Source organism: Agrobacterium sp. 719_389 (genome assembly GCF_900188475.1).
GTDB classification, from domain to species: domain Bacteria; phylum Pseudomonadota; class Alphaproteobacteria; order Rhizobiales; family Rhizobiaceae; genus Agrobacterium; species Agrobacterium radiobacter.
The window spans coordinates 155877-169944 of sequence record NZ_FYEM01000006.1 but is presented as its reverse complement, the minus strand read 5'-3'; the positions used below and the strand labels follow the sequence as shown (position 1 = coordinate 169944).

Sequence of the window (14068 nt, the reverse complement as noted above, 5' to 3'; positions counted from 1 at the left end):
CCAGCTTATGCTTTCGTTTCTGACGGCCAGGTCACATAATAATATTTGCCCGCGACCCTGCCGAAATAGGCATGTTTTCCTGTCGCCTTGTCGACATAGCTGCCGCTTCCATCCTTGGAAAGCGCTCCGTCTTCTGTGCGTTTGAGCTGGGAGTTCAGGAAGTCGGCCCAGCTGGTCTTGGCGATCTCGGTGGCGGTCGTCGGCTTGGTGTTTTTCTGGCTCGAATCCCAGGCGTTGATCGATTTGCCCTGTGTGGGGTCCGAAACCTGCAGGCGTCCGCGCTCAAGGGCGCTCATCATTGATTGGGCACGCAAATATTGCGCTGGATCGTCCCCCGCCGTCGAAAGCTTGGCCTTCAGGTTTCGCATGAAGGCGGGCGATGCGATATAGTCGACTGAAGGTGTTTTTGCGGCTGGTTTCGTTGTGGATGCGCGAGCCGCCGATTGTCCGGAAAGGAAGACGTCTCTGATGGATGGCAGGGCGGCGGCCTGGGTTTTGGCGCGTGAGGATGCGTAATTACCGGTATTAGACTGACTAAAATTCTTGATTGAAACGGACATGACAATCCCTGCTTCACTTATGGGTGGAGGCCGAAAGATCTTTACCGATTCAATTTTTAATACTCCAACCTTGCCCAAGGCTCGCCGAATATTAATGTAAACATAAAAAACTTACTACATAACTCGCTACATATACGTAAAAATATGAATATTGAATGATAATATCCCGATTTACGGGCGCTCTAAATTAGATAAATACTTAAATATTATTATTCAATCGCTTGATCCATAGTTATCGCTTCGCATTTTGGCGTCAGAACGCGCCCCGAAATCCCCGGCCTCATTCGCTGTAACCGCGTCGAGAGGTTATGAATCCGAAGGCAGAAGCTTGCGGAAATAAACCACCCGCTCCGTTTCCTCAAATCCCAGCGCCGCATGCATGCGATGGGAATCGACATTTGCAATATCGGCATCGGATGCGAGTTCGCTGACGCCCTGGCTGAATGCCCAGCGGGTCACTTCGGCCACGAGCGCTGCGGCGACGCCCTGTCTGCGAAACGCCTCCTCGACATAAATTCCCTCGAGAAACGCCACGGGCGACGTGTCGCAGCCGTTGACGTAATCCCGCCGCAGACTGACCTCGGCAAGACCAATGGCCACTCCGGCCGGATCGTGGACAATAAATCCAGCCTCGGCGTCGGAGACGTCCTGCAACTCCGCCATATGTCCGTCAGGCGTGGTATCCGGCCACAGGCGGTGTCGCAAAAGACACCAGTCATCCCGATAGTCGGCGGCGTTTTCGATGACAAAGGGGCCGCTCATGCAACTATCCCGCAAAACACATCCAGCCCGTCGAGTTTCACAATCCCCGCATCGAAAAGCGGCGCAAAACCCGGCATCGGCAGGATATCCGTGACCCGCATGCCTTTCGGTATCGGAAATTCCAGGGCCTCGCGCGTCAGGTTGAAAACGAACAGCAGTTTTTCGTCACCCTTCTGGCGCGTGAAGGCCAGCACATCGAGATTGGTCTTGATGAAGTGCATATCCCCATCGCGCAGCGCGCCGTGACCTTTGCGGAAAGACAAAACCGCACGATAGTGGCTGAGAACCGAGTCAGGCTTGCGCTCCTGCGCATCCACGGCCTGCATGGCATGGACATAGGGCACCGGCAGCCAGGGCTTTTCAGCATTTGAAAAGCCGGCATTCGGCTTGCCGGTCTCCCACACCATCGGCGTGCGGCACCCGTCACGGCCCTTGAAGGCGGGCCAGAAGCGGATGCCGTAGGGATCGCGCAAATCCTCGAAGGCAAGTTCTGCCTCGGTCAAACCCAGCTCCTCGCCCTGATAAAGGCAGATGGAGCCGCGCAGGCTGGCGAGGACACAGATGGCGAGCTTCGCAACCCGTGTCTGCTCTTCAGCGCCTTCGGAAAACCGGCTGAGGTGTCGCACCACGTCATGGTTGGAAAAGGCCCAGCAAACCCAGCCATCCGTTACCACCTTGCCGAAGGTCTCGACCGAACCGCGTAAATGTTTGGCGCTGAAATCCGGCCCCAGCAGATCGAAGGTGTAGCACATGTTGAGCTTGTCGTTGCCGGATGTATAGGCCGCCACGGTTTTCAGCGACCGAGCCCCGTCACCCACCTCACCCACCGTTGCACGGCCCTCATATTCATCGAGCAGCGCGCGGAAGCGCTTCAGGAAAGCCACGTTTTCCGGCCGGGTCTTGTCGTAGAGATGATCCTGCATGCCATAGGGATTGACGTCGGACGCATCGAGACCAAAACTTTCCTCGTCGAAAAGCGGCGGGTTGTCCCGCAAAAGCTTGTCGTGGAAATAGTGGTTGACGGTATCGAGCCGGAACCCGTCCACACCGCGATCCAGCCAGAAGCGCACGGTTTCGAGAAGCGCATCCTGAACCTCGGGATTGTGAAAATTCAGGTCCGGCTGCGAGGCGAGGAAGCTGTGCATGTAATATTGCTTGCGCACGCCGTCCCATTCCCAGGCCGGTCCGCCGAACACGGAAAGCCAGTTTGTCGGCGCCGTGCCATCCGGCTTGGGATTGGCCCAGACATACCAGTCGGCCTTGCTGTTGGTGCGGCTGGCACGGCTGTCCACGAACCAGGGATGCTGATCTGATGTGTGCGAAATGACCTGATCGATGATGACCTTCAAGCCCAGCCGGTGCGCCTCGGCCATCAGGGCGTCGAAATCGGCAAGTGTGCCGAACATCGGATCGACATTGCAATAATCGGAAACGTCATAACCCATATCGGCCATGGGCGAGGTGAAGAAGGGCGAGAGCCAGATGGCATCGACACCGAGCGAGGCGATATAGGGCAGACGTTTCGTCACCCCGGCAAGATCGCCATATCCGTCACCGGTCGTATCCTGAAGCGAGCGCGGGTAGACCTGATAGATCACCGCTCCCTTCCACCAGTCCGATTGCGCTTGGGGTTTGTGGACCGGGGCATGGGTTAGTGGCATGGGCGATCTCCTGATGGTTTGAGCGGAGAATATAAAGCCGACGCGGCCGCGTAAACCGGAACTTCGCACATGCACAAACGGCCAAAACCGCCCTTGTCAGCGGCGCGCACTCGTCGTAAGCCGCATGGCTGGAAAAAACGGGAGGATGACAGCGTGGGCGGACGGTTTCTGTCGATTGGCGAATGCATGGTGGAACTGTCGCAGGCCGGCAACGGGCTACTGCGCAAGGGTTTTGCGGGCGATACGTTCAATACCGCCTGGTATGCCCGCGCCTGCCTGCCGGAAGACTGGTCGGCCGATTATTTCACCGCACTCGGCGACGATCCGCTTTCGGAAGACATGCTCTCCTTCATTGCCGACGCCGGCATCGGCACCGAAAAAATCCGCCGTATCAAGGGTGGCACGCCCGGCCTCTACCTCATCAACCTGAAGGACGGCGAGCGCACCTTCAGCTACTGGCGCAACGCCGCCGCCGCAAGACAGCTGGCCTCGGACGCGGATCACCTGCGCAGGACGGTCGAAAGCGCCGATGTCGTCTATTTCTCCGGCATCACGCTCGCCATTCTCGCCTCCGCGCGTGATGTCGATACGTTTCTGTCGGAACTGCGCCGCGTCAAGGCGGCGGGCAGGCTCGTGGTGTTCGACCCCAACATCCGCCCGCGCCTGTGGGCGGACAAGGACAGCATGCTCGAGACCATTTCCAACGGTGCGCGCGCCGCTACGCTTGTCATGCCGAGCTTCGATGACGAGGCGAGCCATTTCGGCGATGCTTCCGTTGAAGCGACCATCGACCGCTATCGTTCACTCGGCGTCGAAAACATCGTGGTCAAGGACGGCGCCAAGGGTGCGACGCTCGATTTCGGCGGCAGCCGCAGCCACGCCCCGGCGGAAAAGGCCGTGGACGTGGTGGATACGACAAGCGCCGGCGACAGTTTCAACGGCGCGTTCCTCGCCCGTTATGTGACCGGCAGTTCCCCGGAGGAAGCGGCCACCTTCGCCGCAAGGGCGGCGGCAACCGTCATCGGTCACCACGGCGCGCTGATCAGCCCCGATCTGCTTCCGCTGGTGGGATAGACCCCTCTCTGCCCCTCATTCCTGTGTTTGTCACCGGAAACCGGCCGACGTGCGTCTACGCGGCGGAGAGCCTCCTCTCAGCCGCTTCCCCGCCGTCAAAAGCCCTGACATGATCCTGTAACACGCACGCCGCATATACGGACAGAAGCCGGGCAATGGGGATTCGCCCGCGCGCAGATGAGCAGGATCAGTGTTTCATGACGAGAATCACGATTGTCACAGATGCCTGGCACCCGCAGGTCAACGGCGTGGTTCGCTCGATAGAAAATACCAACACCGAACTGGCGCGGCTGGGTGTGGATGTGCGCATGGTCACGCCGCAGAGTTTTTACAGCATCCCCTGCCCCACCTATCCGGAAATTCGCCTCTCCGTCGCCGGCTATCGCCGTGTGGCGGCGGAGATCGAAAAAAGCCAGCCTTCCTTCGTGCATATCGCGACGGAAGGGCCGCTGGGCTTCATGGCGCGGCGCTGGTGCGTGAAGAACCGCATGCGTTTTTCCACCAGCTACCACACCCGCTTCCCGGAATATGTGGCGGCGCGTTTCCCCGTTCCGGAAAGCTGGCTTTATGCCTTCGTGCGCTGGTTCCACAATGGCGGCAACACCTGCATGGTGGCGACCCCGAGCCTTGAGACCGAGCTGGAGGCGCGCGGCGTGCGCAACCTGAAGCGCTGGAGCCGCGGCATCGACGCCGAGCTTTTCCATCCCCGCCCGAAGGCAAAGCTGCCTTTCGACCTGCCGAGGCCGATCTTCATGACGGTGGGACGTGTGGCGGTGGAGAAGAACCTGCCGGAATTTCTGGACCTCGACCTGCCGGGCTCGAAGATCGTCATCGGGGACGGACCTGCCCGCCATGAATTGCAGGAAAAATATCCTGATGTGCTGTTCACCGGCATCAAGACCGGTGAGGACCTCGCCGATGCCTATGCGCAGGCCGACGTCTTCGTTTTCCCCTCGAAGACCGACACATTCGGCAACACCATTCTGGAAGCACTGGCAAGCGGCGTGCCCGTGGCCGCCTTCCCCGTTACCGGACCGATCGACATTCTCGGCGGCAACCCCGCCGCCGGCGCGCTGGACGACAATCTTCGCGATGCCTGCCTGGCGGCGCTTCATTGTTCGCCGCAGGCGGCGTTGACGCTCTCCAAAAGCTACAGCTGGGAAAAGGCCTCAAGGCAATTTCTCGACAACGTCATCCACGCCGCCGGGAAATCGCTGCCGCTGTTATCCCGTTCCCAACTTGCATGAAGGCAATCCCCGAGATTTTCTTTGGGAACAGTGGACGAAACCGAGCGGGAATGTCACAAGGCAATCAGGACGCGACTGCCGTTATCTTTAGAACGGGGTCGGGCTGCTGATTGACGTCAGGCGGCTGCCGCGAGAACACGCTGGCCGTCCTCTGTTTCCGGATGATACCACCATTCTCAGATGCCGCTTCAGGATAAGGGAAGAAGCTCTTTCTGCTGGGCTGCGCACCACTGATTGATCTTCTCGATAATGTCCTTTGTAGCAATCGGCAGGGCGCTGTTGGGTATGACAGCCACCGTCCCGTGGAAAACCAGCACCAGACTGTCGGGCGGCGTGAGTGCGAGATGGTAGCGTGCCCAGCTCAGCTGCACGGTGTCCAGTCTTGTGACCTGCTTGTAACCCTCGGGTCCTATCTCGACCTCGGTGTGAGGCGAATACATCCGATCATTGGCAATATTCCAATGTGCCAGGACCTCGTAATAGGATTTCATCTCCTTTCTCGAGCCTCGCGCGATAATGAACCATATGGCGAGGGCCACAAACGGTGCGGGTGCAAACACCCAATAACCGACCACAGGCCAGACGCCCGGAAACCACGGCAGGCTTAAGGAATAGATGAAACCGGCAGCAAGTCCCGCAAACGAGGATAGATGCGCTCTGGCCGAGGCAAAATGGCGCTTCCAGGACTTGTCACAAATCATGCTGTAATTTTCATAGGCCTGATTTTGATAGCCGTGGACATAGTCGGGCACATGTTTCGGATCGGGCGTGAAGCTTATTGAAATGGTGTCATCGGCCATAGGAACACGTCAATCCCGTCGCTGTTGCAGCTCAGTCTGCGTAGCACCGGCGCCCTTATAAATCAAAAGGCCTTTCGCTGCCAAACCCTTCGGGATCGACGCCGCACCGCGTAACCTGCCTTCACCATGCTCCGGCAAGCATTTGGCCGGAAAGCGGCACGGTCCGCGCCTTGCCATCCCGATCCGTTACCGAAAGCGAGGCCGCCATCTGCTTCGGCGATTTGCGGAACCAGCTGGCGGCAACGCTTGCCATATCGCCGATCATCGCCTGTTTGTGCCAGTCGGCGAAGCGCTTGGCCGTGGCTTCCGGCTCGGAGCGGTAAAAGAAATCGCCGGATTGACCGAGATCGTTGATGGAGGCCGCCATGGCCGAGAGCGGCCGCTGGAACATCTTTGCGGGTACAGCAAGCGTATCGGCCCCTTGCGAAAAAGCGGGCGCCATGAAATCGATCGCCCATCCATCCGCCTCCACCCAGCAGTGGAAATTCTCGCCCGCGCCCGTCACATAACCGTCTTCGCGATGATCGGCGAACAGCAAAACCGTTCCGCCGAGATTATAGGCCGCGAGCCCGCCTTTCGGCACCGCCTTCACCTTGTAATGCTGCTGCAAAATGAACGCGCCGAAGGTGCTGAAATACATGGAAGCCGAAGCGGGATCGGCATTCTGGCTGAGGAGCAGGCTGTTGATGACCCGGTAAATCCTGAAATAGTCGGTCTGCTTGATCAACATGGTTTTTACTCTTCAAAACAAGGCGTTGGACGAGCGTCCGCCGCTTGTTTCTTCTCCCCGCCGGGGAGAAGGTCGCGGCAGCGGGATGAGGGGGCTAGGCTGGCAGTATACGGAGAGGGTTCCCCTCATCCGACCCTTCGGGCCACCTTCTCCCCGGCGGGGAGAAGAAATGCGCCGCGACGCCGCGCGGAAGATTACCGCCTCTTCTTCGCCTTGCTCTCGAACGGATTATCAGACCCGCGATAATGCACCCGGATCGGCACGCCCGGCATGTCGAAATCCTTGCGTAGACCGTTGACGAGGTAACGCGTATAGCTCTCGGGAATGGCTTCCGGCCTCGTGCAGGAAATCATGAAGGCCGGCGGGCGGGCCTTTACCTGCGTCATATATTTCAGCTTCAGGCGGCGGCCGGAAACGGCCGGCGGCGGATGCTGCGTCGTCTGCGAATCCAGCCAGCGGTTCAGCTTGGCGGTCGAGATGCGGCGGTTCCAGATCTTGTCGGTATCGATGATATTCTGCATCAGCCGGTCAAGGCCATAGCCCGTCTGGCCGGAAATCGGCACGGCGCGGATGCCGCGCGCCTGCGGCAGAAGCCGCTCGGTCTTTTCGCGCAGATCGGCCAGATAGGCCTGCGGGTCTTCGACCAGATCCCATTTGTTGAAGGCGAGCACGGCGGCGCGGCCTTCGCGGATGACGAGGTCGACCAGCTGCAAATCCTGCTTTTCGAACGGGATGGTGCTGTCGAACACGATGACGACGGTTTCCGCAAAGCGGATGGAGCGCAGCGAATCCGCGACCGAGAGCTTTTCCAGCTTCTCCGTCACCTTGGCCTTGCGGCGCATGCCGGCCGTATCGAACATCTTGATGGTGCGGCCGCGCCAGTCCCATTCGACCGAGATGCTGTCGCGGGTGATGCCGGCTTCCGGACCGGTCAACAGGCGGTCTTCACCGAGGAAGCGGTTGATGAGCGTCGACTTGCCCGCATTCGGGCGGCCAATGATGGCGACGCGCAGCGGCTTGGTCTCGTCATAAACCGGCTCTTCGTCTTCTTCGTCTTCGCTGCCCGGCTCGCTGCGCGGCAGAACGATATCCGTCTCCGCCTCATCCACCTCAGGCGGGAAAGCGGCGTCTTCGCCGATTGCCTCGACAATGGCGTCACGCAGGTCGATCATGCCCTGGCCATGTTCGGCGGAGATCGGGCAAGGGTCACCAAGGCCGAGGGTAAAGGCGTCGTAGAAACCGGCGTCGGAACCGCGCGCTTCAGACTTGTTGGCCACCAGCACCACCGGCTTGCCGCGACGGCGCAGCATTTCGGCCAGCGTCTCGTCGGCCGGCGTCAAGCCCGCCTTGGCGTCCACGACAAACAGCGTCACATCGGCTTCGTCAATCGCCGCTTCCGTCTGCGCCCACATGCGTCCCTGAAGCGTTTCCGGCCCGGATTGCTCCAGACCGGCGGTATCGATGATGGTGAAACGCAGGTCGACCAGCTTCGCCTCGCCGGGGCGGCGGTCGCGGGTGACACCCGGCGTGTCGTCCACCAGCGCCAGTTTCTTTCCGACCAGACGGTTGAAAAGCGTGGACTTGCCGACATTGGGGCGCCCGACTATGGCGACGGTGAAGCTCATTGATCTTGGTTCCCTAGAGCAAGTCTGCCCAAAACGTTACCTGTTTTGGGCAAAAGACATGCGTAAAATAAAGAGTTAGATCGCTTTGGCAATGCGAAGAAATGCCGGAGCGATCTTGCGTGACGAAGCGGCGTTAAGCAGCCTTGCCCGAAGCGGTGATGTTGTCGAGCATGATCTGCGCACGGTTCGTCACGTTGCGCGGCGCCTGCGTGTCGCTGATGATCTGCTCGAACCATTGTTTGGCCTTGGCGAAATCGCCAGCCTTATAGGCGGCGAGACCGAGCGCCTCGCGGGCAGACGCCCGCATGGTCTGGCCGTCGGTGCTCAAGGGCTCCGCAAGGGCGACGACCTGATCATAGGTGCCGTTGTCCACCAGCAGCCATGCCGCACGCACCTTGGCGGTATCGCGGAAGACCTGCGGTGCGGAGGTGTCGTTGCCGATGGCGGTGAAGGCGGCGATGGCGCCGGCCGCGTCGCCCTTCTGCGAAAGCAGCGTGGCCGAGCGGAACTTCGCCAGAACAGGGTAATTGCCGTGACCGGAAGTTTCGAGATCGGCGAAGGCCTTCAGCGCCTCATCCGTCTTGTTTTCCGAAGCAAGTTTCAGCGCCACGAGGAACTGGTCGCCGGAGTTGGAAGCGCGGCTGGTGTTCCAGTACTCGTAGATACCGGCGCCGGCGGCGCCCGCAACCACGAGAATGGCCGCACCCACGACCACGATACCGTAACGGCCCCAGAAGCGCGACAGCTGCTCGGAACGGATCTGCTCGTTCACTTCGCGGATAAAGGTATCATTTTCGTTTGCCATCAAATTCTCCGTTACCCGCGCGGAGATCGTCACCGATCCATCCGTCCGCGGACATACCAAGCCGCTTACCCGGGTCAACGAAAGTCAGGCCAACCGGGTCATGGTCGGCCTTCTAGCCTATTTTGCCTGATATGTAAGGGGGAAACGTTGATTTCCTACATGGCGATGGGCTGAACGCCGATCAACCATTCGTGCAGTTTCAGGATGAAAGCACCCCACAGAACGATGCCGCCGACAACGGCCACCAGATCATAGCGGCTTGAAACGAAGTCGCGGACCACTTTTTCACCCGCGCGTTCCCGGCGCTTCAGCGAAATCCGCATCACCACGCCCCAGGCGAGAAACGATGCGAAGAGGAGGATCGACGACGTCTCGCCATTGGCAAGAAGATGCGCGAGCGCCCAGATCTTGACGGAAAGGACCATCGGATGCTTGGTCTTCGTCGCAATGTGGCCAGCCGGTATGAGGCTGGCGATAAGACAGATCATCGCGGGCAGCATCAGGGTCACGGCGATGTGGCTCATCCAGACCGGCGGATACCACAACATGCCGGTCTCCTGCCGTGCTTCACCGAAGGCATAGATGACGAGGCCGAGCGTGATGAGGCTGACAATGGAATAGACGCCCTTGAAAGGGCCTTCGCCCATCGTCGCGATCATGCGGGCGCGAAATTGCGGCGCGACCACCTTCAAAAGATGCGTCAGCAAAAACAAGGCAAGACAGAGTGCGAGAAAAAGCATGGAACACGGTCCCCCGGTGGAACGAAGCGGCCCTATCACCGCAGTTGAGAACAGGAATTAGGCCGAAAGTCATGAAAACGCCAGACTATTCAAAGCTTCGCCTTATTCCACCCGCAAAAGGCCACGGTGTTTCATATGACGGATAACTGATGTTTCGCCCATTTACCGCTTTTTCCCTGTCGCTTCTCGCCGCCCTTCCCGCCTTTGCCGAAGAGGCGCAGAAGCCGAAGCAGCTCGTCATCGTGTCCTTCGACGGTGCGGGCGACAATACGCTGTGGGAAAGAAGCCGGGCGACGGCGAAGGAGGTCGGCGCGCATTTCACCTATTTCCTCGCCTGCACGCTGGTGATGGACAGGAAGACCAGCGCCAAGACCTATCAGGGACCCGGCCAGAAGGCCGGCCGTTCCAATGTCGGTTTCGGCCAGTCGCCGGAAGAGGTGGAGACAAGGCTTAGAAACATCTGGGCCGCCTATCGCGAAGGTCACGAGATCGGCAACCACACCTGCGGCCATTTCGATGGCGGCCAGTGGACCGCGGAACAATGGGACGGCGAATTCACCACCTTCACCAGCACCCTGGAAAATGCCTGGCAGATGATCGGCAAGAAGGGCGAGGAGCCCGAGGGCTGGCGCGAGATGGTCAAGAACATCAACGGTTTCCGTGCGCCCTATCTCTCACAGGGGCCGGCGCTGACCGCCGCCCAGAAAAAGCACGGTTTCGTTTATGACGCCACCAGCATCACCAAGGGGCCGGAATGGCCGGTGGAGCGCGACGGCATCGAGCATTTCGGCCTGCCGCTCATTCCCGAAGGTCCGGGCAACCGCCCGATCATCGCCATGGACTATAACCTCTTCATCCGCCACTCCATCGGCGTCGAGACGCCGGATCGCTCAAAGGAGTTCGAGGAGCGCGCCTATGCCGCCTTCCGCACCGCCTTCGACAGGCAATATAATGGCGAGCGCATTCCCCTGCAGATGGGCTTTCACTTCGTGAAGATGAACGGCGGCGCCTATTGGAACGCCTATGAGCGGCTGCTGCGCGAAGTCTGCCGGAAGGACGACGTCGCCTGTGTGAGCTATGCCGAGGCGATGCCGATGATCGAGGCGCGCAGGAAGCAGAAGACCGAGGGTTAAACTCGACCGCGGATCATCCTCGGGCTTCTTCCTTGGACCGAAGCAACAGATGCAAAAAGGCGGCCGAGGGGCCGCCTTTTCTTACTCAGGGCTTGTTGGCCGCCAGCTCGCCGGCTTCCGCTTCCCGCTGCAGATAACGCTCGTCGATATCCGGCAGGGGCTTGTCGTCAATCGCAGCCTCAAAGGCCACAAGACGCTTGTGGATTGAAAGCAGCTCGATGATCGTCGTCCAGGAATTGACGAGATACTGGAACGAATTGCTGACCTGACCGAAGGCCGTGGCGATCTGCTGGTAGATACCATAGGTGATCTTGCCCGCCACGATGGTCGGAACAAGCATCAGAAGCAGGAACACCGCATCGGCCTGAATATAGAAATACCGGGCGACGTTGAAATAGAGATAATGCCAGTACATGCGGAAATAATTCTTCCGCACATTGGAGTAGAGTTCCTTGACTGTCGGCGGCTGGGCGCGGTCGGCGTGGTCCTCGCCATAGACCAGTTCCTTGCGGTAAGCCGCTTCCACGCGCTGATTGCGGAAGTTCAGGCCGGGCAGCTTGATGCCGACTGTCGCCAGAAGCACCGTACCAAATACCGACCAGACAATCGCCAGCCAGAACAGCGCATGCGGCACCTCGCCGAGGATCGGCAATTCCGAGACATAGGACGACAGCGCAAACAGGATCGGCAGGAAGACGACGAGCGTCATTACCGAATTGATCAGCGTGATGCCCAGCCCTTCGAGCGTCGAGGAGAACCGCATCGTATCTTCCTGAACGCGCTGGGACGCGCCTTCGATGTGACGCAGCTTTTCCCATTTCGACATGTAGAAGTCATTCATCGCGGTTCGCCAGCGGAAGATATAATGGCTGGTGAAGAAATCCGTCAGGATCGAAACGGCCATGCTGAGAAAGGCGATCTTGGCAAAGACGATTTGAAGGCTGTAAAAATCCCAGACCTCGATACCCGGTTGTTTCGAAAGGGCATTTTGCAAAAGGTCGCCGAAAGGCCGCCGGAAATTGTTGATCACGACGGAAATCTGAACGCCGAAATAGGTCACCGCGATAATCAGCAACGATCCCCAGATGGACCAGTATTTCCAGGGATGATCCTTGGCGATAACGGTCCATACGCCGCCGAACGCCGCCAGGCACAATGCGAGATAGCCGTAAAAGAACAGGTTAGCCGGGACCAGGAAGTAGCTGAGATCGTAGGGTTCCTGCTCGGGCATTACGTAGCCCCAAGACCGCCCTAACCCTTCAACGATGAAGTACCATCCAAGAATGGCGAAAAAAGCCCAGATAATGGCCGACGTGAAGAAGATTTTCGGTTTGGGAAAGAAGGAATGAAACACGTTTCGAACTCACGCGCGTTTGAAATCAGCCATTATTGGCGAAGCACTAGATGGCCCGAACCTAGGGCAGAAATTTGTGCACAGCAATGAAGAAGCGCTGACCTTAACAAGATGTAAGGCGCGCGCGACAGACAATCCCCAAGGGGAACAGCAGATTAAAGGCAGGAAAAGACGGCCTGCGGCCTAGCTCCGCCGCTCCGTGGCGAGCACCGGCAGCATCAGGAGAATGCTGACGACGAGCACGGCCGAAGCGAGAATGCTGGGCGCGGTAAAACTTCCCGTCACCTCGGCAATCCAGCCGGCGGCAAGCGGCCCGACAATCTGGCCCGTGCCGAAAGCGGCCGTCATCAGCGCAAAGGCGCGGCGCGGGCTCGGCCCGGCAAATTCCCGGCCGAGCTGCAGGCCATAAGCGGTGATGACCATGAAGGTCAGTCCGAGAAGCAGGCCGCCGGCGAGAACACCCGGCACGGGCGGCAGCATCACGGAAGCGAAGACGCCCACGGCTTCCAGCGCGAGCACGATCACGAAAGCGCGTTTCAGTCCCTGCGATTTCAGCACCGGTTTCCAGAGGAAAAGCGAAATGGCGGCGGCGCAGCCGGTGATGAACCAGGCGAGAAACTCCACGAAAGCACCGGCGGCGGCCATGCGCGCGATCGCCACGATGAAGGTGGCGGTGATGACATAACCGAAGCCGAAAAGCCCGTAGGCGAGCGTCGTCAGAACCAGCGGCCGTGTCCAGCGGAGCGGCGGCTCCGCCACTGCGGATGCATGCCGCGGCGGGCCGGCGGGAAGCACGCGAAAGACGAGAAGGAATGTGATGAAGGAAAAGACCGCGCCCGCAATCCATTCCTCTCTCCACGAGGAACCACCGCCGTCAAAAACGACGCCGATCAGATAGACCGCAAGCGAAGAAATCGCGATACCTGCGCCGACGCCGCCATAATGCAGCGCCTGGATCGTGTCCCGGCCCGCCTTCATGGCATGGCCGATAACGATCTGCGAGGTGAAGATCATGGTCATTGCACTGGCGACACCGGCAAGAAACCGGATGACGGTGAAGGCCGCGACGGAATTGAAAGCAGCCATGGCAAGCAACAGCGCAGCCGTGGAAAACAGGCCGCAAAGGGCCACCAGCCGTTCCCGTCCCGACCCCCAGGAAGAGGCGGCCAGAACCGCACCCGCCAGATAACCGGCGAAGTTGCCAGCCGCCACGATCCCCGCATCCCCCGCCGAGAGCGGAACATCCGCCATCATGCCGGGCAGGATGGGGGTGAAGGAAAAACGGCCGAAACCCATTGCGGAGGCCATCATCAGCGCCCCGGAAAATCCAAGTGCGGTCAGATGTTTGGCGGAAAGTGGCTTGTCGATGCTCATGCATGGCTTATCGCAATGGGGCGGATAAGGGACAAGCGAGTTATTTTGATCGGCGTCATAAGCGGCCGTTATCGGTCATGAATGTTCGGGTGTTGCCGCTTGTTTCTTCTCCCCGCCGGGGAGAAGGTGGCCCTAAGGGTCGGATGAGGGGGCATGCTCTCCGAAATCCGGCGAGGCGGCCCCTCATCCCGCTGCCGCGGACT

At 59.5% G+C, this 14068-nt stretch carries 13 protein-coding genes; 3 read left to right on the top strand and 10 right to left on the bottom strand.

The window, feature by feature from the left end:
• Positions 1–5: 5 nt before the first annotated feature.
• The 3 genes from CFB10_RS13115 to CFB10_RS13105 all read right to left on the bottom strand — a co-directional run bounded on the left by CFB10_RS13115 (position 6) and on the right by CFB10_RS13105 (position 2983).
• The gene (locus CFB10_RS13115) at positions 6–638 is read right to left on the bottom strand and encodes a hypothetical protein (RefSeq protein WP_244559867.1); all 633 of its coding nucleotides are present in this window, start codon (positions 636–638) and stop codon (positions 6–8) included.
• 228 nt (positions 639–866) lie between these two features.
• Positions 867–1322, bottom strand: a complete 456-nt coding sequence (gene aac(6') / locus CFB10_RS13110; RefSeq protein ID WP_020011422.1) for an aminoglycoside 6'-N-acetyltransferase — start codon at positions 1320–1322, stop codon at positions 867–869.
• Positions 1319–2983: an alpha-glucosidase family protein gene (locus CFB10_RS13105; RefSeq protein ID WP_051091649.1), complete on the bottom strand. Its 1665-nt coding sequence runs from the start codon at positions 2981–2983 to the stop codon at positions 1319–1321. Before CFB10_RS13105 ends, aac(6') begins: the two co-directional genes overlap by 4 nt.
• 153 nt (positions 2984–3136) lie before the next feature.
• Between CFB10_RS13105 and CFB10_RS13100 the strand changes: the two genes are divergently transcribed.
• Together CFB10_RS13100 and CFB10_RS13095 are read left to right on the top strand one after the other, a co-directional pair.
• Positions 3137–4057, top strand: coding sequence for a sugar kinase (locus CFB10_RS13100; RefSeq protein ID WP_026363882.1), 921 nt, complete (start codon positions 3137–3139; stop codon positions 4055–4057).
• Positions 4058–4254: 197 nt separating this feature from the next.
• The gene (locus CFB10_RS13095) at positions 4255–5304 is read left to right on the top strand and encodes a bifunctional monoglucosyl/glucuronosyl diacylglycerol synthase (protein ID WP_020011425.1); all 1050 of its coding nucleotides are present in this window, start codon (positions 4255–4257) and stop codon (positions 5302–5304) included.
• A 188-nt stretch (positions 5305–5492) separates the two neighbouring features.
• On the opposite strand, the gene CFB10_RS13090 is transcribed toward CFB10_RS13095, so the two are convergent.
• The 5 genes from CFB10_RS13090 to CFB10_RS13070 form a co-directional block, all read right to left on the bottom strand.
• On the bottom strand, positions 5493–6104 hold the full coding sequence (locus CFB10_RS13090; RefSeq protein ID WP_020011426.1) for a hypothetical protein: 612 nt from the start codon (positions 6102–6104) through the stop codon (positions 5493–5495).
• A gap of 121 nt (positions 6105–6225) precedes the next feature.
• The gene (locus CFB10_RS13085) at positions 6226–6834 is read right to left on the bottom strand and encodes a DUF2026 family protein (protein ID WP_020011427.1); all 609 of its coding nucleotides are present in this window, start codon (positions 6832–6834) and stop codon (positions 6226–6228) included.
• Between the two features lie 194 nt (positions 6835–7028).
• The gene (gene der, locus CFB10_RS13080) at positions 7029–8459 is read right to left on the bottom strand and encodes a ribosome biogenesis GTPase Der (RefSeq protein ID WP_003510370.1); all 1431 of its coding nucleotides are present in this window, start codon (positions 8457–8459) and stop codon (positions 7029–7031) included.
• Between the two features lie 133 nt (positions 8460–8592).
• Entirely contained in the window at positions 8593–9264 is a 672-nt protein-coding gene (locus CFB10_RS13075) for a tetratricopeptide repeat protein (RefSeq protein ID WP_020011428.1), read from the bottom strand.
• A 155-nt stretch (positions 9265–9419) separates the two neighbouring features.
• Entirely contained in the window at positions 9420–10004 is a 585-nt protein-coding gene (locus tag CFB10_RS13070; protein WP_020011429.1) for an NnrU family protein, read from the bottom strand.
• 149 nt (positions 10005–10153) lie between these two features.
• Here CFB10_RS13070 and CFB10_RS13065 point away from each other — a divergent pair, with 149 nt between their 5' ends.
• Positions 10154–11137 (top strand): polysaccharide deacetylase family protein, encoded by a 984-nt coding sequence (locus CFB10_RS13065; RefSeq protein WP_020011430.1) that lies wholly within the window; start codon positions 10154–10156, stop codon positions 11135–11137.
• Between the two features lie 85 nt (positions 11138–11222).
• Here CFB10_RS13065 and sbmA read toward each other — a convergent pair whose 3' ends face one another.
• Complete coding sequence (gene sbmA, locus CFB10_RS13060) at positions 11223–12491, bottom strand: peptide antibiotic transporter SbmA (RefSeq protein ID WP_026363883.1); 1269 nt, start codon at positions 12489–12491, stop codon at positions 11223–11225.
• Positions 12492–12674: 183 nt separating this feature from the next.
• Positions 12675–13865 carry an MFS transporter gene (locus CFB10_RS13055; RefSeq protein ID WP_020011432.1) on the bottom strand — a complete coding sequence of 397 codons (1191 nt, stop codon included), beginning with the start codon at positions 13863–13865 and terminating at the stop codon, positions 12675–12677.
• Between the last annotated feature and the right edge of the window lie 203 nt (positions 13866–14068).

Excerpts from the sequence above, each read along its gene's own strand:
- CFB10_RS13105 (WP_051091649.1), bottom strand. The coding sequence starts at position 2,983 with ATGCCACTAACCCATGCCCCGGTCCACAAACCCCAAGCGCAATCGGAC.
- CFB10_RS13095 (WP_020011425.1), top strand. The coding sequence starts at position 4,255 with ATGACGAGAATCACGATTGTCACAGATGCCTGGCACCCGCAGGTCAAC.
- CFB10_RS13090 (WP_020011426.1), bottom strand. The coding sequence starts at position 6,104 with ATGGCCGATGACACCATTTCAATAAGCTTCACGCCCGATCCGAAACAT.
- CFB10_RS13085 (WP_020011427.1), bottom strand. The coding sequence starts at position 6,834 with ATGTTGATCAAGCAGACCGACTATTTCAGGATTTACCGGGTCATCAAC.
- der (WP_003510370.1), bottom strand. The coding sequence starts at position 8,459 with ATGAGCTTCACCGTCGCCATAGTCGGGCGCCCCAATGTCGGCAAGTCC.
- CFB10_RS13075 (WP_020011428.1), bottom strand. The coding sequence starts at position 9,264 with ATGGCAAACGAAAATGATACCTTTATCCGCGAAGTGAACGAGCAGATC.
- CFB10_RS13070 (WP_020011429.1), bottom strand. The coding sequence starts at position 10,004 with ATGCTTTTTCTCGCACTCTGTCTTGCCTTGTTTTTGCTGACGCATCTT.
- CFB10_RS13065 (WP_020011430.1), top strand. The coding sequence starts at position 10,154 with ATGTTTCGCCCATTTACCGCTTTTTCCCTGTCGCTTCTCGCCGCCCTT.
- CFB10_RS13055 (WP_020011432.1), bottom strand. The coding sequence starts at position 13,865 with ATGAGCATCGACAAGCCACTTTCCGCCAAACATCTGACCGCACTTGGA.